The sequence below is a fragment of the Flintibacter sp. P01028 genome, from assembly GCF_041925235.1.
In the GTDB taxonomy this organism is placed as follows: Bacteria; Bacillota; Clostridia; order Oscillospirales; family Oscillospiraceae; genus Lawsonibacter; species Lawsonibacter aceti.
This window is the reverse complement of the sequence record NZ_JBHEVC010000006.1, coordinates 226,580-246,408: the sequence shown is the minus strand read 5'-3', so window position 1 is coordinate 246,408 and position 19,829 is coordinate 226,580. Positions and strand designations below refer to the sequence as shown.

General features: G+C 52.2%; 17 protein-coding genes, 2 tRNA genes and 2 pseudogenes. 10 read left to right on the top strand and 11 right to left on the bottom strand.

The features are described from left to right. Positions 1 to 37: 37 nt before the first annotated feature. The 4 genes from ACEVJK_RS11500 to ACEVJK_RS11485 all read right to left on the bottom strand — a co-directional run bounded on the left by ACEVJK_RS11500 (position 38) and on the right by ACEVJK_RS11485 (position 4,617). Entirely contained in the window at positions 38 to 1,456 is a 1,419-nt protein-coding gene (locus ACEVJK_RS11500; RefSeq protein WP_374740613.1) for a phospholipase D family protein, read from the bottom strand. A gap of 525 nt (positions 1,457 to 1,981) precedes the next feature. Next, positions 1,982 to 2,626: a TetR/AcrR family transcriptional regulator gene (locus tag ACEVJK_RS11495; protein WP_186853003.1), complete on the bottom strand. Its 645-nt coding sequence runs from the start codon at positions 2,624 to 2,626 to the stop codon at positions 1,982 to 1,984. Then, positions 2,623 to 3,885, bottom strand: coding sequence for a cation:proton antiporter (locus ACEVJK_RS11490; protein WP_186853004.1), 1,263 nt, complete (start codon positions 3,883 to 3,885; stop codon positions 2,623 to 2,625). The genes ACEVJK_RS11495 and ACEVJK_RS11490 overlap by 4 nt, the downstream gene beginning before the upstream one ends. A gap of 647 nt (positions 3,886 to 4,532) precedes the next feature. Next, positions 4,533 to 4,617, bottom strand: a tRNA-Leu gene (locus tag ACEVJK_RS11485). 260 nt (positions 4,618 to 4,877) lie between these two features. Here ACEVJK_RS11485 and ACEVJK_RS11480 point away from each other — a divergent pair. Then, entirely contained in the window at positions 4,878 to 6,074 is a 1,197-nt protein-coding gene (locus ACEVJK_RS11480; RefSeq protein WP_186853005.1) for a cation:proton antiporter, read from the top strand. Positions 6,075 to 6,119: 45 nt separating this feature from the next. Here the strand turns inward: ACEVJK_RS11480 and ACEVJK_RS11475 are convergent, their stop codons facing one another. Both ACEVJK_RS11475 and trmB read right to left on the bottom strand, forming a co-directional pair. After that, entirely contained in the window at positions 6,120 to 7,127 is a 1,008-nt protein-coding gene (locus ACEVJK_RS11475) for a hypothetical protein (protein ID WP_186853006.1), read from the bottom strand. A gap of 15 nt (positions 7,128 to 7,142) precedes the next feature. Then, positions 7,143 to 7,859: a tRNA (guanosine(46)-N7)-methyltransferase TrmB gene (trmB, locus tag ACEVJK_RS11470; protein WP_240287901.1), complete on the bottom strand. Its 717-nt coding sequence runs from the start codon at positions 7,857 to 7,859 to the stop codon at positions 7,143 to 7,145. 395 nt (positions 7,860 to 8,254) lie between these two features. On the opposite strand from trmB, the gene ACEVJK_RS11465 reads away from it, so the two are divergent. The 8 genes and pseudogenes from ACEVJK_RS11465 to ACEVJK_RS11430 all read left to right on the top strand — a co-directional run bounded on the left by ACEVJK_RS11465 (position 8,255) and on the right by ACEVJK_RS11430 (position 13,632). After that, positions 8,255 to 8,330, top strand: a tRNA-Pro gene (locus ACEVJK_RS11465). Positions 8,331 to 8,712: 382 nt separating this feature from the next. Then, the gene (locus ACEVJK_RS11460) at positions 8,713 to 9,285 is read left to right on the top strand and encodes an SGNH/GDSL hydrolase family protein (protein WP_262669855.1); all 573 of its coding nucleotides are present in this window, start codon (positions 8,713 to 8,715) and stop codon (positions 9,283 to 9,285) included. Continuing rightward, the gene (locus tag ACEVJK_RS11455) at positions 9,282 to 9,692 is read left to right on the top strand and encodes a peptide deformylase (RefSeq protein WP_262669856.1); all 411 of its coding nucleotides are present in this window, start codon (positions 9,282 to 9,284) and stop codon (positions 9,690 to 9,692) included. The genes ACEVJK_RS11460 and ACEVJK_RS11455 overlap by 4 nt, the downstream gene beginning before the upstream one ends. Positions 9,693 to 9,709: 17 nt before the next feature. Continuing rightward, positions 9,710 to 10,183, top strand: a complete 474-nt coding sequence (locus tag ACEVJK_RS11450; protein WP_374740612.1) for a metallophosphoesterase family protein — start codon at positions 9,710 to 9,712, stop codon at positions 10,181 to 10,183. Continuing rightward, a complete protein-coding gene (locus ACEVJK_RS11445) occupies positions 10,165 to 10,680 on the top strand; it encodes a hypothetical protein (protein WP_374740611.1) in 516 nt (171 codons plus the stop codon). Before ACEVJK_RS11450 ends, ACEVJK_RS11445 begins: the two co-directional genes overlap by 19 nt. Beyond that, positions 10,680 to 11,405, top strand: a complete 726-nt coding sequence (locus ACEVJK_RS11440; protein ID WP_262669859.1) for an alpha/beta hydrolase — start codon at positions 10,680 to 10,682, stop codon at positions 11,403 to 11,405. The genes ACEVJK_RS11445 and ACEVJK_RS11440 overlap by 1 nt, the downstream gene beginning before the upstream one ends. A gap of 487 nt (positions 11,406 to 11,892) precedes the next feature. Further along, positions 11,893 to 12,027: pseudogene (locus ACEVJK_RS11435) on the top strand (zinc-ribbon domain-containing protein); the annotation flags it as partial. Positions 12,028 to 12,072: 45 nt separating this feature from the next. Further along, complete coding sequence (locus ACEVJK_RS11430) at positions 12,073 to 13,632, top strand: zinc-ribbon domain-containing protein (protein WP_374740649.1); 1,560 nt, start codon at positions 12,073 to 12,075, stop codon at positions 13,630 to 13,632. Positions 13,633 to 13,755: 123 nt separating this feature from the next. Here ACEVJK_RS11430 and ACEVJK_RS11425 read toward each other — a convergent pair whose 3' ends face one another. Next, positions 13,756 to 14,046, bottom strand: a complete 291-nt coding sequence (locus tag ACEVJK_RS11425; RefSeq protein ID WP_374740610.1) for a hypothetical protein — start codon at positions 14,044 to 14,046, stop codon at positions 13,756 to 13,758. Positions 14,047 to 14,182: 136 nt separating this feature from the next. On the opposite strand from ACEVJK_RS11425, the gene ACEVJK_RS11420 reads away from it, so the two are divergent. Next, positions 14,183 to 15,382: an ATP-binding protein gene (locus ACEVJK_RS11420; protein ID WP_374740608.1), complete on the top strand. Its 1,200-nt coding sequence runs from the start codon at positions 14,183 to 14,185 to the stop codon at positions 15,380 to 15,382. Between the two features lie 148 nt (positions 15,383 to 15,530). On the opposite strand, the gene ACEVJK_RS11415 is transcribed toward ACEVJK_RS11420, so the two are convergent. The 4 genes and pseudogenes from ACEVJK_RS11415 to ACEVJK_RS11400 form a co-directional block, all read right to left on the bottom strand. Continuing rightward, positions 15,531 to 17,111, bottom strand: coding sequence for a tyrosine-type recombinase/integrase (locus ACEVJK_RS11415; RefSeq protein WP_262669864.1), 1,581 nt, complete (start codon positions 17,109 to 17,111; stop codon positions 15,531 to 15,533). After that, positions 17,104 to 17,340: pseudogene (locus ACEVJK_RS11410) on the bottom strand (tyrosine-type recombinase/integrase); the annotation flags it as partial. The gene ACEVJK_RS11415 and the pseudogene ACEVJK_RS11410, both read right to left, overlap by 8 nt. Positions 17,341 to 17,676: 336 nt before the next feature. Then, a complete protein-coding gene (locus ACEVJK_RS11405; protein WP_374740607.1) occupies positions 17,677 to 19,248 on the bottom strand; it encodes a recombinase family protein in 1,572 nt (523 codons plus the stop codon). Next, positions 19,232 to 19,756: a hypothetical protein gene (locus ACEVJK_RS11400; protein ID WP_374740606.1), complete on the bottom strand. Its 525-nt coding sequence runs from the start codon at positions 19,754 to 19,756 to the stop codon at positions 19,232 to 19,234. Before ACEVJK_RS11400 ends, ACEVJK_RS11405 begins: the two co-directional genes overlap by 17 nt. Between the last annotated feature and the right edge of the window lie 73 nt (positions 19,757 to 19,829).

Here is a 19,829-nt window from a genome sequence, read left to right as displayed (position 1 = left end):
CCGAATTCCGTTCTGCCTCTTTGCCCAGACTATTATTTTACAAAAATCTCCGCAACGGGATGGTAAGTACCCGCAGGACCAGATAGAACGCCTTTTTCCCAAAGCTCAACTCCTTCGGCACATACTTTTCCCCATACTGATACTCTCCGTCCTCTCTCATTGTCTTACTGTACGTCTGATCGCGCTCGGCCTCTTCCCGAATCATCCGGTTCAATTTGGGAGAATCCACCACCAGCATCAGCTCCGTATCCTGATAGGTGCTTCTCATATCCATATTGTACGACCCGACTACGCTGAGTCTGTCGTCAATTACCATAGCCTTTGTATGGCAGGAATGTTCCCCCATATACTCATAGACCTGTACGCCCGTATCCCAGATTTTCCGCCGTTGGTTCAGATAGTCGGTACATCCCCAGGGATTTGCGCCACTGGCTACATCGTTTGTAATAATCTGAATCTCTGTGCCCCCCGAGGTCAGCCGCTCCAGATCATGATACATCTCCCGCCCACAAATAATATAAGGGGTATAAACGATCACCTGTTTCCCCTGAGACATCAGCCGGTTGAGAGAATACCACATCCAGGGCTCCTTATTTTCCGCCTGGATCGGATTTGTCAAAAGGCTGATCCGCCCGGTTTCAAATGTACGCTCCCTCCAGTCCATGGGGACAAATAATTCTGGCTCTGCCGCCCTCATGGCCCGCTCCCGACTGCGTAACGACTCCTCCTCTCGCTGCCGGTCTGCTTCTCCAAGGCGGCCCTGAAACAGTCTGCTGTCTGGAAGCGCCCAAACCGACTCAAAATAGTTCACCAGCTGATACAGCGAGGCCTCTGGATCCTGTCCAGACCGCATCACAAGAAGCTCCCGGTCGATGTTCGGCTTGACAGAGGGCTGCTCTCCCAAAAACAGATCCGTTGTATTTCTGCCGCCCAGAAGGTAGACCTTTCGATCTACGATCAAATATTTATCGTGGAGCCGCGCCTGCAGCTTCCAGGGCTGGAGCAAGTCAATCGGATTATAAATTTTCAGTTCCACGTTTTTGTGGCCAGCCAGCGCCTTGAATACCGGATCCTTCTTCACATCCAAAAAACCGCTGGCGCCGTCCACCAGCACACGGACCTGAACTCCTCTTTCCGCGGCACAGAAAAGGGCCGAGACCATGTCTGTCCCGCTGCTGTCCCCATTGAAATCGAAGGTCGAGAGGATGATCTCCTCCTCCGCGTTTCCAATCAGATTCATCCGGCAGAACAGTGCATCCTTATTGTTGTCAATATAGGCCGCCCGCTCCGGGCCGACGCCTGTCCCATAAAATCGGCGGTCTTCAAAAGCAGCTCGATACTCTGGTGAAACCTCCTTATGCTCTATGTACGGCACCACCACGGCCAGTATATACAGCAGAATCAGCAGAAACGGAAGCGCTTTTAGACAACAACGCAATACGGAGCTTTTCACCATACTAGTTCCTTTCTCCAAGCCACTTTAAGCTACTATCTTTCTCCTGGGATGTAGACAGTACTATATCAACAAACCATATATCCCGCAAGGGGAAAACCTCCGTTTTTACAGAAATGTCATACTTTTTGTCGAAGACGCTCTGTTATTCCGGGAATCCTTGTTAGGCATCCGCCGTCAAAAACTAATAATGTCAGGCTGACCATCAGGAAAGTGCCAAGGGACTCCGTTACCGTAGTAACCATAATTTGAGAGGCTGTTTTTTCGTCTGTTTCCAGATGATCTCTGTACCCATCATCGAGACAAAGATAAAACACTCTTTGATACCTTACCACTGCGTATCCATGGTACCTCTTATTATCAATAAACAGAGAGCGCGCGGGGCAATCAAAATTCCAGTAAGCAGCCAGCACCAAAATAAAAGGTAGTCTTTTCTATTTTCCATTTTCATTTGACATCCTAAGGGGCGACAGACCTACTCTGTCGCCCCCCTATCTATATATAAACCGGTTCCCATTTAACCGCGTATCATTGCTCTGTCTTTTGCTCCCTGCTTGGGGCATCCGCCTGCTGAAACACACCAAATAAAATCATATCCAGCAGCTCCTCTGTGGCTTCCAGCATAGCATGGATATCCTCCAAAGTGCGGCCTCGCAGCAGCATATCACTGAAGGTATAGACGATACTCTCCAGATAACGATTTACCTGCTCCTCCTTCAGTTCTGGGCGCCGCCTCATCCCAGACACGACTACTCTCAAAAAACGCCGATTCATCTCCTCCAGCGGTCTATGTAGAATCTGTATTTGTTCTCTAAGCTGTTCCGGTGGACGAAGCATGGCGTTTTCAAAAACGCGCTTGTGCTTGGGCTCCAGTTGAAAAAAGTATTCCCGGATCATAAAATATTTTTTTATCGCGTCAAAATTTTTCTGCCCGGCCAATTTCTCAGCCTCTCGTTCTACATAGGCTCTCAGCGATAAAAATGTATCCTGGACACAGAGCAGAAACAATTCGTCTTTGTTTGCGTAGTAGTGATACATCATCCCCTTGGATATCCCATGTCCAGAGCAAATGCTTTCCATGGTCACCTGACCATAGTCATGGCTCCCAAATTCTTCTCGTGCCGCACGGAGTATTTCCCGCCTACTCCGTTCTTGCCTTTCCTTTTGAGTCATGCTCCAGCTCCCCCTTCCACTGGAGACACCGTTTTCTTCGCTCTGCCCAACTCACCTGCCCACTCAAAGCCTTTTTTGGCCATAAACACCGCGATCAGTTCATTGATAACCGCCGCGGCCGCAATAGTCCCCTGCACAATAGCCGCGCAATCTGGTGCCGGTCCTGCCAACACAGACACTGCGATACCAGTAAACACCAGTGACACTCCAGAGTGCGGCAACAGTGTAAAGCCCAGGTATTTTCTCACCGGTTTGGGGGCATGGGTGACCGAAGCGCCAAAATAGGCGCCGAGATACTTTCCGATGGCACGGGCCACAATATAGACCGCTGTATAAATTCCGGCGCCGAAAATCAAATGGTAGTCCAGAGGTGCGCCCAAACTCAGAATGACCACTATCATGGCAACCCCGATGATAGGATCCATCACCTTCATGATCCCTTTCAGCTTTTCCTCCGAGACCATATTGGCGAAAACAGTGGAAAAAGACATTCCAATCAGCATAAAGTTAATCACCGGGGCTGGCAGCAGGCTGTTTAAGGCAGCCCCTATCCCCACAGAGACCAGGAGCATCAGGATTACGACAGACAACGTGCTGTTCTGAGTGTGGGTCATTCTCAACAGCTCTCCAGTGATAAACCCGGTAATCATTCCAAGCAGCACTGGGAGGAACACTAAAAAGAGTACCACGGGCACTGGAATCCCCTGGGTGGAAATATGGGCAGACACAAAAGCGATGACTAGAAAGAAAACTAAGGCACCCACCAGATCATCTAGAGCTGCCATAGGAATCAGTGTCCTAGTCACAGGTCCATCCGCCTTCATGTCCCGCACAACAGATAAAGAGGGGGCTGGAGCTGTAGCTAATGCGATCCCGCCGAACACAAACGCCAAATACAGCGGGATATCCACCACCAAAAAAATAACTCCAAATACCAAACTGACCACCAGGAAAGTACCAAGAGATTCAGTCACTGTAGTAATAACAATCTGAGAGCCAGCTTTTCTCATCTTTTTCCAGATGAGCTCTGTGCCGATCATCAGGCCAAAGGTACACTCAAAAACACTCTTTAACATCTCAAACCACCGCGCATCCAGGATACCGTTTCCCAGTAAACCCAGAGCGTAAGGTCCAAGTAACATCCCAGCAATTAACCAGCCCAAAATAGAAGGCAGTTTTCCCTTTGCAATCAGATTTCCAGCTAAAAACGCAATCAATATCGAAACAAGCAGCCTCAATACATCCAGCAGAAGTTCCATTGGCGGTATCCCCTTTTGTTCTTGAGATTTATAGACGGCATCGTCCGCAAGTTTGGATTATAGCATTTATAGACGATATCGTCCATAAAATTTTTGTAAACTTTTGTAACGGGTGAAACTCCATATCTAAGACTTTTTGAAATTTACTGTTTTGACCATCTTATCTATCAATGTGCGTACGCTCTGATTTTTCTCAGGAAAGTTGGAGCAAGCTATATACAGCTTGCCCCGATGCGTAAAGGACGGTTAAACTCGATATCTCCATGTACCCAATAAAAGCGCCACGAAGCGGCGATACCAAATCACGCCCCAGCGCAGCGGTTGTAATTTGGAGAGGGGGAGCAACAAAATAAGTGTGCTCCCACGTGCAAAGGATGGGCAAAATCGATATTTAGGACAGAAACGAAAAACAACCGTCCATAGGGCAGCACCAAATCGGAGCCCAGCGACAGCGGGTCTGGTTCGGAAGCGAGGAGCAGCAGAATGCGCGCGGTGAACTTTGGAATAAAATGAAAAAGCCGCCCGCAGGGCGGCCCCAAACCGGAGCCCAACGAAGCGGGTCCGGTTTGGAAAGGAGGAGCAACAAAATGAGTGCGCTCTGACTTTTATAAAAAGTCGGAGCAAACGATATGACGTTTGCTCCGACGTGGTGCGGGCACGGGGACTCGAACCCCGACGGATCGCTCCATGAGAACCTAAATCTCACATGTCTACCAATTCCATCATGCCCGCATATAAGAAACTGATACTAGACAATGATACACAACACTCGATAAAATGTCAATGGGTATGCAAGTCAAAATCGATATCCCCTATGGCAAACTTCACATTTTTAAATTAAAAAATGAACGAAATCTGAACGCTTGCTCCCTTGACTTTTTCGAAAGTTAAGCCTATGATTTGTCTGCAAAACAGGTAACGGCCTTACGGCGGTAAAGACGGTCCGTCGGATATGATAGTTGTGGCCCGCCTCTTTGCACAGGAGGTATTTTATGGACTCTTATACAATTTTCAAAGATATCGCCATCATTCTGGTGGCTGGCAAATTTTGCGGCCTGTGCGCGCGAAGGCTGAAAGTCCCCAGTGTGGTAGGTGAGATCGTAGCTGGTCTTTTGGTTGGGCCCTGTGTCTTTGGTCTGGTCCAGCCCTCCGATTTCTTGACCCAAATGGCCGAGATCGGCGTTGTGCTCCTCATGTTCTCGGCCGGTCTGGAGTCTGACACCCAAGAACTTCTGCGCAGCGGCCCCAAGGCCCTTGCTATCGCCACTTCCGGCGTTCTGCTCCCCCTAGTTGCGGGTACGGGCCTTTTCCTGCTGTTTTATGGCGGGGACAACTCAGAGAGAAATCTGTTCTATGAAGCGCTGTTCATTGGCTGTATCCTGACCGCAACCTCTGTATCTATTACCGTGCAGGCTCTGCGGGAGCTTGGCCATCTAAAAGAGCAGGTCGGCACCACTATCCTGTCAGCCGCTATCATCGACGATGTACTCGGCATTATCGTCTTGACCCTCATCAGCGGCCTGAAAGATCCCGATTCCTCTTTGTTCATGGTAGCCTGGGGAACTTTGATGTTCTTCCTTTTCTCTGCCGTGGTAGGTTATCTAATCTATCAGTTCTTTGATCGAATGGATGCTCGTCACCCACAGACCAGGCGGTTACCCATCCTTGCTCTGTCCTTCTGCTTGGCAATGTCCTATATTGCCGAGGAGTATTTTGGAATTGCCGATATCACCGGCGCCTATGTAGCCGGATTGGTGTTATCCAATCTGCAAGACGCCCCCTATATCGAGCGCAAGATGGACATTAACTCGTATATCATTTTTGGCCCCCTGTTCTTTGCTTCCATCGGCTTAAGTACCGATGTGGGCGAGATGAATCCTAAGCTCCTTCTGTTTACCCTCGCCTTCCTTGTGGTCGGTCTGCTGTCTAAAGTGGTCGGCTGCGGCGGAATGGCCCGTCTGTGCCACTTCTCCGGCAGAGACTCCCTCAAGATCGGTGTCGGTATGATGAACCGGGGCGAAGTGGCCTTGATTGTGGCCCAAAAGGGGCTACTGCTGGGCCTTCTCAATTCCATGTTCTTCACCAGTGTTATCATCTTGATCTTGGTGTCTGCTATCATCACCCCCATCTTTTTGAAGATCCTGTATAGCCGGGACTCTCGGCTAGAACCGACACCTCCGACAGCATAAACGCTCAAAAACGCCGCCTCGTTTTTCCCAGGCGGCGTTTTTATGTCAGAAATCAGGATACCCCACCAGGGGCTTCCAGCCGAAAAATTCCCGCAGCTGGCGGCCATCATATAGATAAGCGCCAGCGCTGTCCGACCAGGTCAAACAGTCTCCGGTCCACACCGGCCCGCTGGAGCTGCTGGATATCTGTGGGCACTCAAAGTGGAATCTAGGCTGGCTCCCATTCACAGCCGAGGACCATATCCCGTGGTGGAAGGGTTCTCTTTCAGAACCAGACCTTAAAGCTGCCTCCCGAGGGCAGCACAGCCTCAGACTAAACCACAGACGCCCCCCGCTGATCCCCAGCAGGTCCATCTCTTCCCACACCTCCTTCTCCCGCTCAAAGGGAGCCAGGATATCCGGGGCGCTTCCCCACCGCAGGATATCTCTGTAACCTCGAAGTATCGTGGTGCATCTGCCGGTTTTTATATCCAGTGCCTTCACCCCACTTGACTTGGTATATACCACGCTTGTTTCATCCAGCCAATGGTAATGAAAGATGGAGCATTTCGTATCCCGAACCTCTCCGGTATCCAGATCATATAGGTGCAGCACCTTGTTTCCGGAGCGGTATTTATAGTAAGACAGGTACCGACCCTCCGGACTGATCCCCAGTCCCATAGGGGCCCCTTTGGCCTGTTGAAAGCGAACCAGCTTCTCCCCCTGCCGCTCCCCCAATCTCCAACGCCAAAAGCTATTCCCGTCGCTAAAATACAGCGTATTCCCCGGTCCCATAATCGAATCCGCGGTAAAGCAGTCCTCTTTTGTAACCTTGATGGGAACCGTGAGTAGCTGTCCTTCCTGCTGGTCATAAAGCCAAAGGCCGTGGGCCTCCTCAGGCACATATCTCAGCCCTTCGGCAGTGGCTCGGGAATTCCCTATGGCCGCATAGCGCTCTCCGCCCACTAAGTGGGCATACACGCCGGGCGCCAGTGGTCCCGGCAGGGGCACATGCGTGATTTTCTCTCCGTCCAAAATCTGAAAGTCGCTTCCCATTAGGCGGTAAAAGCGCATGATACCGCTCTCCTTCTATCCCGTCTCCGCATCCGTCTTTGTCCTGCGGCTCTGGTCAGGTCCTACGATGGGCTTATATTCCGGCTCCGGATTCATCGCTTCCTTCGTTCCTACGCAGCGGTTGATAGGCGTCCCCATTTGATAGAATTTTTCTTCATAATCCGTCATTACCCCGTTGATACCCTGTCCGTGGAGATCACGAGTAACTTCAGATAGTATGAATCCAGCCTTTGGAAATTGGAAAAGGGACCACTCAAACAGATCCCGGTTGTCGCTCTTGAAGTGGATCTGCCCCCCCTCTCTAAGGATCCCACGATACAGAACCAGGAATTGCTCGTGGGTCAATCTGCGGCGGGCGTGTTTCAACCCTGGCCATGGATCGCAAAAATTGATATACAGCAGATCCACCTCTCCTGGCGCAAAATAATCCCGGAGCTTGGCTGCGTCACCATCAATAAAAAAAATATTATCCAGTCCCTTTTCCATGCTTCGCTCCATAGCAATGACCATGGCGTCAGGCACCCGCTCCAAAGCGATATATAAGACATCTGGGTTCCGTTGAGCGGTCTCCGCAGAAAACCGCCCCTTTCCACAGCCGATCTCTAGCCTAATTTCCTTGGCGTCCGGCTTTAACTGTCTCCAATGTCCCCGGTAGGAGGACGGTTCGCGAATTAAAAAACGGGCACACCGCTCCATTCGGGGAATTAGATTGGGCTTTTTTCTCATTCTCATAGGGATGTCACCTCTCAGGTTTGTTACAAAAATATCTTATCATATTGATAGGAATACTTGCAATCTTTTTCAAAATATACTATACTATATTTTGTTAGCTGATTGTCAGTCTGTGAGCAAACAATATGCCGGTTTGTTGGTATGTATCAAATGTAAAATGAAACATCGAATATCTGGATATAGTGAAGGTAGTATTGCGCTTGATTTGGGAGGATAGACGACCTATCCATTCCCCTGAAAGCGAAATCCCGGAAGTCCTTGGGACAGTAGCTTGTGGCGAAAATTCCCCGGTTGAAAAATTCCCGCAAAATCGGGCTTGACCACAGCGCCGCCCACAGACACGAAAAACTTGCTTTTTTCCTCTCCGCATGGTATCATGCAGAAAAACTGAATATCCGGGTGTAGCGCAGTTGGTAGCGCGCTTGCTTTGGGAGCAAGATGCCGGGAGTTCGAGTCTCCCCACTCGGACCAAAAACCGCCTCAAAACCGATGTTTTGAGGCGGTTTTTATAACTTTTTGAGCAATAGTTTGTTTGGCGTTTTGCATAAATAAAGCCTCAAATGTGGTCAAAGCACTTTTTCGGATTTGTTTTGAATTTTTGTTGTAGATATAGCTTCTTGTCCATCTCCACCACGATTCGTTTCGAAAAGAGGCAAAAGCAAACTACACAATTTTTGGAACGTGGGGCATGACCACCCATTCACAATCAGTTCATGCTGCCGCAGCCTTATCTTTGAATCTTGCATCGCAAAATCTGATAGGCCTGGCCGCGCATTGTGGTCTTGTTCCTCCCAACTGGGCCGCGTATAATGGCAGTGGAAAGCAGTGAAATAAACGAGTAAGGAGCAGTGCCATGCGGATCCTCATGCTGGGCAACAGCTTTACCTCTACCAACAATATGCCGAAGATGTTGGCTGAACTGACCGGGGCGGAGGTGATCCACCATACCCGGGGCGGAGCGCGGCTGTCAGAGCAGATGGACCCCCATACCAGGCTGGGCAGTCAGACCCAAGCGGCGCTCCAAAAGGAGAAATGGGACTACGTGGTGCTCCAGGAGATGAGCCACGGCCCTATCACCGCCCCCAAGAGCTTCTTCTCCAGCGTGGAGCGGCTTTGCCGGCAGATCCGGGCAAACGGAGCGGTGCCCATTCTGTTCGCCACCTGGGCCTACCAGAAGGGCGGAACCAAGCTGACCGACAAAGGCTGGGATTACGACGAGAGGGCCCGGGCATTGTCCGAGGCCTATCACAAAGCGGCACAGGAAAATAATGCCCTGATTGCTGACGTGGGCCAGCGGTTTTACAAGTGGTCCGATCCCCAGGACCTTTATGCCGCCGACGGCATCCATCCCAGTGAGCTGGGCTCCCGTATCGCGGCGGAGACCATCGCTGCTGCCATTCAGGCACACAAGGAGAACGAATTATGATTCGAGACATTTGCAAAGACGAAGCATTTCTGGCCCGGAAGGCGGAGCCCGCCACGCCGGAGGACCTGCAAGTGGCGGCCGATCTGCTGGAGACCCTGGAGCACCACAAAGACGGCTGTGTGGGCATGGCGGCCAACATGATCGGCGTGAACAAACGCATCATCGTCTTTGACAACGAGGGGACCTATATGGTCATGTTCAACCCGGAGATCGTCAAAAAGTCCGGGCCCTATCAGGCGGAGGAGGGCTGTCTCTCCCTCACTGGCACCCGCCCGGCCCGGCGCTGGAAGACCATCAAGGTGCGCTGGCAGAATGAGAAGTTCCAGGATCGGTTAAAAACCTTCACTGGCTGGACGGCCCAGATCATCCAGCATGAGATCGACCACTGCGAGGGCATCATCATTTAAATAAGGGGGCGTAGCCTGTGAACATTGCCATTCTCTCTGATACCCACGGTTTGCTGCGGCCGGAAGTGGTGGAATACCTGAAGACCGCCGACGCCATCCTCCACGCCGGGGACATCAACCAGCAGGAAATTGTGGACCAGCTTCGGCAGTACGCACCGCTGTACATCGTCCGGGGCAACAACGACAAGGAGTGGGCGGAGCACATTCCCCACCACCTCACCGTCACCCTGGGCGGGGTGTCCTTTTACATGGTGCACAACAAAAAAGAAGTCCCGGCAGACCTCCCCGGGATCAACGCGGTGGTGTTCGGCCACTCTCACAAGTATTTCCAGGAGGAGAAGGACGGCCTTCTCTGGCTGAACCCCGGCTCCTGTGGCCCCCGGCGGTTCCATCAGGAGATCACCATGATGATGGCGGAGGTGGAAAACGGGACCCTGCGGGTGGAGAAGGTCACCATCCCTCACGAGGCGGCATGGTGGAGCTGGGCCTGACCTTTCCCCTCCAGCGGTTTTTGAAACAGAAGCCTCCTCCCTATGGCACCGAGCCGGACCGGAGGTTCTGCTGGGACCTCCATGTCATCACCCTGCGGGGGAACAGGAGCCTTCTGGCCGTCCACTGCCACAGCCGGTACGCCTTCGTCCGCTATGATGTGGTGTCTCTCCAGTGGGCGGATCTGCCGACGCTGTTCCGGGAGGGACTTCTGGACAGCCTCACCGCCGCCGACTTTTCTCAGGAGCTTGTGGCAGATTACCTGAGCCGGGCAGGAGCGATGGATGTGACCCGCACCCACGGTCGCCGGGAGGTGGCCTTTCTCAACCGGGCCTGGGAAGATGTGCTGACATCGGACCTGTGCCTGGACACAGACCGGCAGGCCCAGCCCCTGCTGGATCACGCTGTCAACACCCGCCCCAGCCGGTGTGCGGGCTTTGATGGCCTGGGGACCGGGCTGGAGCGGATGACCGAACTACTAAAGGAGTGGGAGACGTAATGGAACAAGCAGTGACGAAACACCGCCGCAAACGGTGGAAGAGCGCCGCCGGCATTTTGCTGGCGGTGCTGGTCCTGGCGGCGGGGGGCTTTTTCTGGTATGTGTCCGACTACTACCGGGCGGAGGACGTGGCCCTGGAGGTGCTCTCCGCCGGGGATAATATTGAGGTCCGGGATGATCTGACGGCCCTCTCCCCCTCTTATCCTACGGACACCGCCGTCATCTTCTATCCCGGGGCCAAGGTGGAAACCGCCGCCTACCTGCCCCTGCTGGACCAGCTCCGGCAGACCGGCCTCACCTGCATCCTGGTGGAGATGCCCTTCCATTTGGCTATCTTCGACGTGAACGCGGCAGAGGATGTGATGGCCCAGTTCCCGGACATTCGGCACTGGTACATCGCCGGTCACTCCATGGGCGGGGCCATGGCCTCCCAGTTCGCTTCGGAGCACCCGGACGAGGTGGACGGTCTAATCCTACTGGGGGCCTACCTTTACGGCGACTATCCGCCGGAGGACACCCTCACCATCTACGGCTCCCTGAACCAGAGCGTGGAGGCCAAGATCGACTATAAAGAGAATGTGGTGGAAATTGAGGGCGGCAACCACGCCCAGTTCGGCAATTACGGCCCCCAGAAAGGGGATCTGCCCGCCACAATCTCAGCAGAGGAACAGCAGGCCCAGACGGTGGAGGCCATCTCGAACTTTATTGCACGACAACAGGAGTAAAAGCTGTTTTTCAGAAACGGTGTGATCCCGTAGCGGTATCGCCCAGAACGTCAAGATCAGAAGGCCTCAGACGGACAACCGTATCTTATTAGGGCACAGAAACCTTCCACACAAATTATTAGCCAGAATACGCAAACAGTTGTATGATTTCTATTGAAAAGTAGCATGATACATCCGAAAAGTTTTCAGTAAGGCGTGGCGCTATGGAGATTAACCGGAGTCACTATCTCCGCATTGTCTCATACCACTTGGCCATCAGGTGCTAACTGGCCGTTGCGCCTTTGATGATGGCACACAGAGCCCTCTTATATGAAAATATTCTCTGCCTATGCAGCAATGTAAAAGGAAAATCTATTTTATCTTTGCGGCCTATGCTCTACTAAAATACACATTCAAACCACTATCTTGTCGAGAGGGAGGTAATCATGGTCAAATTGATAAAAGGTGAGAATGATTTGGCTACTGTGAATCCCGTGTTGGCAAAAGAGTGGCACCCCAAAAAAATAGGAACTTAAATCCGGAAGACATCACATCTGGATCGAGCAAGGAAGTTTGGTGGCTGTGTCCCAAAGGGCACTCCTATTTAATGGTGGTCAATCTGAGGACAAAAAGAGGATATGGCTGTCCCTATTGTTCTGGGCATCGAGCACTCAAAGGTATAAACGATTTGGCAACGACAAATCCAGACTTGGCACAAGAATGGAACTATGATAAAAACATTGATTTAACGCCGTGTGATGTAACTGCCGGTAGTCGGAAAAAAGTATGGTGGCGGTGTGAAAAAGGACATGCCTACGAGCAGTTCATTATCAAACGAACCAACCGAGGATACTCTTGCCCGTACTGTTCCGGACATAAAGCACTTAGAGGATTCAATGATCTTGCAACTGTAAATCCTCGCTTGGCGAAAGAATGGCATCCCACGAAAAACGCTGATTTAACTCCATTTGATGTTACCGCTGGAAGCGGGAAAAGAGTGTGGTGGATGTGTCCGGTGGGACATGAATATCAGGCGACGATTCACGATAGAAACAGCGATGATACACAATGCCCAATTTGCAATGCCAAGAACCAGACTTCATTCCCTGAGCAGGCAATCCTCTATTACGTTAAAAAACTATATCCTGATGCAGTCAACAGATATAAAGAGATATTTGAACATTCCATAGAATTGGATGTTTATATTCCATCCATACGATTAGGAATTGAGTTTGATGGTGCAGCCTGGCATAACTCCGCAACACAGTTGAAACGAGAAAAGAAAAAGTACACCATCTGCCAGAAGCATCACATTACCCTTATTCGTGTTAAAGAAAACACGGACCAAGAATGGAATGATGTTGCGGATGCAGTCTATTACATTCCCAAAGTACGGACATATTCTGAGTTGGAAGGTGTTATTCAGGCGATATTGGATTCCATTGACCGGAATTCAAATATGTGGACAAGAAAAAATCCTCGCTATCTTCATAGTGCTATCACAGTTGATTTGGAAAGAGACAGAGCGGACATTCTCAACTATCTGAATGAAATCAAGAACTCGTTGGAGGAACTTCGTCCAGATGTTGTCAGGTGCTGGGATTTTACCAAGAACAAGAATTTAGTCCCCAGTATGTTTACAGTGAGTTCCAACCAAGTCGTGTGGTGGAAATGTCCAGACTGCGGACATGAGTGGCAATGTAGCATTAACAGTATGACACGCCCAGGAAGATATGGCTGTGCGGAATGTTCCAAGAGTCGACGGGGAACTACATATACAAAACAAGTTGCAAAACGGGTGGGTTCTCTTGCTGAGACAATGCCTGATTTAGCAAAAGAGTGGCATCCGACAAAAAACGGAGTATTATCCCCCGATGATATCTCGGCAGGACACTTTAAGACGGTTTGGTGGCTTTGTCCGCAATGTGGTTATGAGTGGGAGGCAAGCCCTAATAATCGCAAGAGAGGTGTGGGATGCCCATGTTGCAGTGGTAGGGTCCCCAAAAGCGGTGTAAATGACTTGGCAACTTTGTGTCCAGGGTTGATGGAGGAGTGGAATTTTCAAAAAAACGTAGGTTTGAATCCGCGTCAGTTGCTTCCCGGAAGTGGGAAAAGGGCATGGTGGAAGTGCCCACGGTGCGGACACGAATGGGAAGCTGTCATTGCCAGCCGAACAAAAGGACATGGCTGTCCCAAGTGTGCCAAGCAGAAAAAACGACCTAAATCAGAAACGAAAGGGCTGGTATAACGGATATACCAGCCCTTCTTCTTTAGGTCGGTGTTCGCCCCAGCATCCCCCGCATCATCTCATACCATTTCGCCGCCGTGTGCCGGGTCACCCCGGCACCGCGGACGATGGCCCAGTAGTTGGTCACGTCGGGGGGACCTTCATGTACATCCAGATCTTCTCCTGAGGTTTGGTGAGCTTGTCCAGCGGAGTGATGCCCGCACCTGGTTCTGAAGCACCTGCCGCTCCGCCTGCATCTCCTAGATGAGGGCCTTCAGTTTCTTCTCGCACTCCTTCCGGGTCTTGTTTGCTGTGCCACGTACCGCCCGGCCTTACTGGGGAGTAGCGGCCTTCAAACAGGTGGTCATTGATCTGGGGGATGCACCCGGTTCCGGGTTTCCGGGCCTTTCTCAGCACTGGCCGGAAGTCGATCATCTGGGACGAATGCTCCTGGGCTCATCGTCCACCTCAAACAAGCTCAAAAGAAAACAATTTTTCATGTCTAACACGAAAAAGTGTTTGAATATTACAGCTAATTCGGGTATACTATCATAAAAAAGGGGGCGAGCCTATGATCATAAGACCTGCCTACATTGAGGCTGTCAGACCGTTTATGGACCAGCCGCTGGTGAAGATTTTGGCCGGCGTGCGCCGCTGCGGGAAGTCCACCATCTTTGAGATGCTGGCTGATGAATTTCGCCGGCGGGGGATACCGGAGGACCATATCATCCAAAAACGCTATACAGAGATGGACATTCCGGCGGACATCTCTGCCAAGGACATGTACGATGAGCTGAAAGCGCAGATCCATGGGAAGGGCCGCTGTTATCTGCTACTGGATGAGATCCAGGAGGTGAAGGGCTGGGAGAAGGCGGTCAACAGCCTGCTGGAGGGGGCGGATGCGGACATCTATATCACCGGCTCCAACTCCAAGCTGATGTCCAGCGAGATCTCCACCTACCTCACCGGCCGGTATGTGTCCATCCCCGTCTACCCCCTGTCCTTCCGGGAGTTTCTGGACTTCAACGCAGGAGATCCCCGGCCGGCCAAGGAGCTGCTGGAGGACTACATCCGGTTTGGCGGGTTCCCTATCATCGCATTAGGCAGCTATGACGCCCAGAGCGCCTACCAGATCGTCAACGGCATCTACCACACGATCCTTGCCCGGGATGTTCTCAAACGCAATCGGATCAATAAGCCGGACCTGTTTGACCGGGTGGTGAAGTACCTGATGGAGAACATGGGCAAGACTTTCTCGGCCAGCTCCATCACCAAGTTTTTGCGCAGCGAGCATCGCACCGTCTCCGCGGAATCCATCTACAACTACCTGCGCTGGCTGGAGCAGGTCTTTATCATCTATCCCTGCCATCGCTATGACATTCAGGGGAAGGCAGTCCTGGCCACTCAGGAGAAGTACTATCTGGTCGATGTCACGCTGAAATACTGCCTTCTGGGTTATGACCGGAAGATGCTGGACGGGGCTCTGGAGAACATCGTGTTCCTGGAGCTGAAGCGCCGGGGCTATGAGGTCTACGTCGGGAAAAACGCCGCCAAGGAGATTGACTTCATCGGCATCCGCCGGGACGAGAAGATCTATGTCCAGGTCTGCGTCCAGCTACCGGAGAACTCGGACCGGGAGGTGGGCAACCTTATGGAAATCCCGGACCACTATCCCAAGTATGTGGTCACCACCAACGGCCTGGATGTGGGCAACGAGAACGGTATCCGCATCGTGCTTCTGGCGGATTTTCTGCTGACGGAGAAGTGGTGATGTCTGCGGAGGATTGGTGAAGGGCTGCAACAGCGAATTTGTATATCACAGATATGTAGACATCGCAGACCAATATGTTATGATTTGAAAGTGTGTATCAACGGGAAGAGGATCGTATCACGTTATGATACGATCCTCTTCCCGTGTTTCACGCCGCCCGGCCCAGCATCCCACGGATCTTCTCATACCATTTCGCCGCCGTATGTCGGGTCACCCCGGCGCCTCTGGCGATGGCCCGGTAGCTGGTCACATCGGGGCGGAACTTCATGTACGTCCAGATCTTCTTCTGGGTTTTGGTAAGCTTATCCGGCGGAGTAATGCCCCGTGCATGGTCCCGCAAGGCCTGCCGCTCTGTGTTCATCTGCTGGATCAGCACCTTCAGCTTCGCCTCGCATTCCTCCCGAGTGTGAGCGTAGACGCATTTGGAATGCTTGGTGCCATCCGGCCAGGTGGGGGAGTAGCGCCCTTCAAACAGGTGGTCATTGATCTGGGTAATACACCCAGTGCCGGGCTTCCGGGTCTTTCTCAGCACTGGCTGGAAGTTCGCAGCCAAGTCCTGCTCTATCTGAGCAGATTCCTCCCGCACCTCGTTGCCCAGCCCCCGGTCGATCTTGGCCGCCGCCTCGCTCTGCATATCCCCGGTGACGTGGGTGTAGATGTCCAGGGTGGTGGCCGCTGACACATGGCCCAGCATGGCGGAGAGAGTCTTCACATCCATGCCGCTCTCCAGGGACAGGGTGGCGAAAGTGTGCCGCAGATCGTGAAATCTGATTCTCTTACACCCGGCCCGCTCCAGAATGATCTGGAGCCGCCGTCGCACCGCGCCCGGCGTCATGGGCATGTCCTCTTTGACCGGCGAGGGGAACATCCACCGGGAGTCCACCGTCTCTTGATACTGCCGCAGCACCTCCACCACGCCGGGCGGTAGGACCAGTCTGCGGATGGAGGCGCGGGTTTTCGGGACACTCACCTGGAGCTGTCCCTTCACCTCGTAGACCTGCTTGTTCACGGTCAGGGCCCCGGTCTTGAAGTCCAGGTCGTCCCACTGGAGGGCCAGCAGTTCGCCCCGCCGCAGGCCGGTACATAAGTCCAGAAGGAACAGCTCAAAGTATCCCTCCGCCTGGGCCTGAATAAGAAACCGCTGGAGCTCCTCCCGGCCCAGCACCTGCATCTCCCGGCCCCGCTTGGGCGGCAGCTTGCAGCCTACCGCCGGGTTGGTGCGGATCAGCTCCTCCTGCACTGCCTTCTCCAGAGCGGACCTGCAGGCAGCGTGAAGACCTCGCACCATGGAGTCGGACAGCCCCCTGCCGAACTGCTCCGTGCGGATGAGCCGCCCGCCCGTTTTCATCCGGGCATAGAACTGCTGGAGATCCTTCTGGGCCAGCTGGTTCAGGGAGATCTTTCCCAGCTCCGGGATGATGTGTTGATAGATCTTCGCCTCGTAGTTGGCCTGGGTGGTGGGACGGATCTGGGGTTTCACATAGTTCTGATACCAGAAGTCCAGCCACTCCCCGAAGAGCATCTCCGGCCGGACCTTCTCCGTTTTGGAGCCGGTCACCGTCTCCCGGAGCTGCTTCAGCTTCTCCTGGCACTCCCGTTTCGTCTTGGCCAAAACATTCTTCGTCTTGGGCAGGCCCTTCTCATCGTAGCCGACGACCACCCGGCCCTCCCAGCGGCCGTCCTTGCGCTGGCGGACGGAGCCCTCGCCCTTTTTCCGCCGCTTACCCATGGCATCTACCTCCTTCCGGTCTGTTTTTCTGCCACGGTTTCAGGTCCCTCCCCAGAAGATCTTCCAGAAAGCCGCCTACGATGTGGCTGGCCTCCTGCTGCATGTCCGGCGTCACGTGGGTGTAGGTGTCCAGGGTGAAGCTGGCGTTGGTGTGGCCCAGAATGCCGGACAGGGTCTTGGCGTCCACGCCGCTTGTGAGGGCGTGGGTAGCAAACGTGTGCCTTAAATCTACCTGTGTCAAGCATTAACTAAGAATAATTGAGGACTTTTTAGAATGATTTGATGGACTTTGTTGAAACAACAACATTCTTGTTGTTTTTTAGGTCATCACCCGTGTCGAACTGCTTTTGAATCCGTTGCTGAATAATGACGAATTGTGCGGCCCATCGATATAGCCTGTGTTACAGGGCAAATTTTGAATATGCGTGGAGGCAATCTGCCCAAGATTACTGTCTTATTTTTCATTGTAATTTCCCTCCGTTATTGATATGAAATCCGCATCCGATGCTGTCGGCATTACCTGTCAACATCGGATATAATTTTTGTATGCTATTTCCTTTGCGACTTACCGGCGATAAACAATCTCAATGTTCCGCTCCTTATCCACCATGATTCTCTCTATGATAGAAGCGATTATAGGCCGATTCAAAGGAATCATGTCCTGTTGACGTAAAATCTGCTCCCTCCACTCCTGCCTCGATGTGGAATGTGCTATCGCCCTCTCCAATTCCTCCCGGAGACATTCGGCCTGCTCCGTTGCTTTGGCCAAGCACCTAGAGTAGATCTTTTTGAGTTCCGCATACTCACCTCGGTCGATGATCCTTTCCGCCAGATTTTCGTGGAGGGAGGCCACCAGGCGTTGATATCGCCCGATCTCCCACTCCTTCTTCTCCAACCGTGTTTGGATCTTATGTATGCCGTTCCTTTGCGCCCATTGTTCTTCTATCTGTTCCAGTAGTCTCGGCAGGTCAATATATCCCCAACCATGTTGCTTTAAAGAGTTCAGCACCACTCCTTCCAACGTCCGTTCCTGTAGTTCATGGGGAGAGCAGCTTTTCTTCCGTTTATGGGCAGAGCAGACGTAGTACACATATCTTTTCGCCCCAGAGGGGACTGTCTTTCGCACCATGGGGGCCCCGCACTCTCCGCAGAAGACAAGCCCTGAAAGTGGGCCTACCGCCTTCCCACTCATGCTGGCCCGGATATCCCGGCCAAGAAGGCGTTGGACACTTTCGAACTCCCAACGGTCGATGATAGACTCGTGGCAACCCTCCACCACTGCCCACTCCTCCCGGGGCTTCTGCACAAACCGCTTGACCTTGTGGTTTGGGGTGGTGACACGCCCTTGTTCCAATACGCCGATATACACCGGGTTTTTGAGGATTCGCAACACCATGCCGGCGCTCCAAGCTGACTCATCCTTGATATGAAAGGGAGTATAATAGGACAGGCCTTGCAGCCGCTTATATGTCATCGGTGCCGGGATGCCTTGTCTGTTCAGTTGCCGGGATATCTCCGCGGCACTATACCCATCAAGCTTCCATCGGAAAATATCCTGGACTACATTGGCAGCATAGTCGTCAATCACCAGTTTATGCCGGTTCCCCGGGGCTTTCCGGTAGCCGAAAGCGGCAAATGCCCCCACAAAATCGCCGCTCCTGCGCTTTACTTCCAAAGTGCTGCGTATCTTGATGGAGATATCCCGGCAGTAAACTTCATTTATTAGATTTTTAAAGGGGATCAGGAAGTCGTCTATACCGGCGTTGCGATACAGGCTGTCATAGCAGTCGTTGATAGCGATAAACCGCACACCCAGGAACGGAAAGATGCGTTCAAGATATTCCCCTGTGCCCAAATGGTCTCGTCCGAAACGGGACAGGTCTTTGACGATGATGCAGTTGATCCTTCCAGCCTTGACCTCAGCCATCATCTCTTGAAAGGCTGGACGGTCAAAATTGGAGCCGGTATAGCCATTATCCACCTTCATGGCGCACTCCCGGATATCAGGGTGACGAGAGAGAAAATCACGGATCAAATCCATTTGTCCGACTGTGCTGTTGTACCTATCTTTGTCCTCATCCTCCCGGGACAGGCGCACATAGCCGCATGCCCTCCACACCTCAGCTATCCCTTTCATCCCAGGCAACCTCCTCCATGCGGGCATAGTGCTTGGACAAAGTCCTCTGGAGCAGATTCAAAAAATCGGATCTGCTTGGGATGACGACCATTGTGCGATAGACGGGTTTTAATGCGCCGTTGGCAAAATTCTCCTTCGGGATTCCCTTCCAGAGCATAAGGGTTACCTCGTATGGATTGTCCATCAGTTCTCCGCAAATGCAGGTATCTTTGAGTTGGTATCCCAGAGTCTGAAACATATCCTCAATTCTACGGACCTGCTTTCTGAGAATATACCCGAACTTGTCCTCGCATTCGTAGTATCTCGGCGAACTACATAGCGGATAGGTATCAATGTGTTCCACCTGCCGCATGACAGCAAGGGGTACTTGGATGTCCAGATTGTAGTAAAACGACTGCTCAACCGGCGGCAGTGTTGCCTGCTCTAATTTGAGTTGTTTGCAGAAATTTGGGGCTAATATATCCGCCTGAAAGTTTTCCTGCCAGATGATCTCTTTTTCTTCCATCATAATGATAGTTCCTTTCAAAAATTCTATACGTGAAGCATATGAGAATTCTCGCATAAAAACTCTGCTATCACAA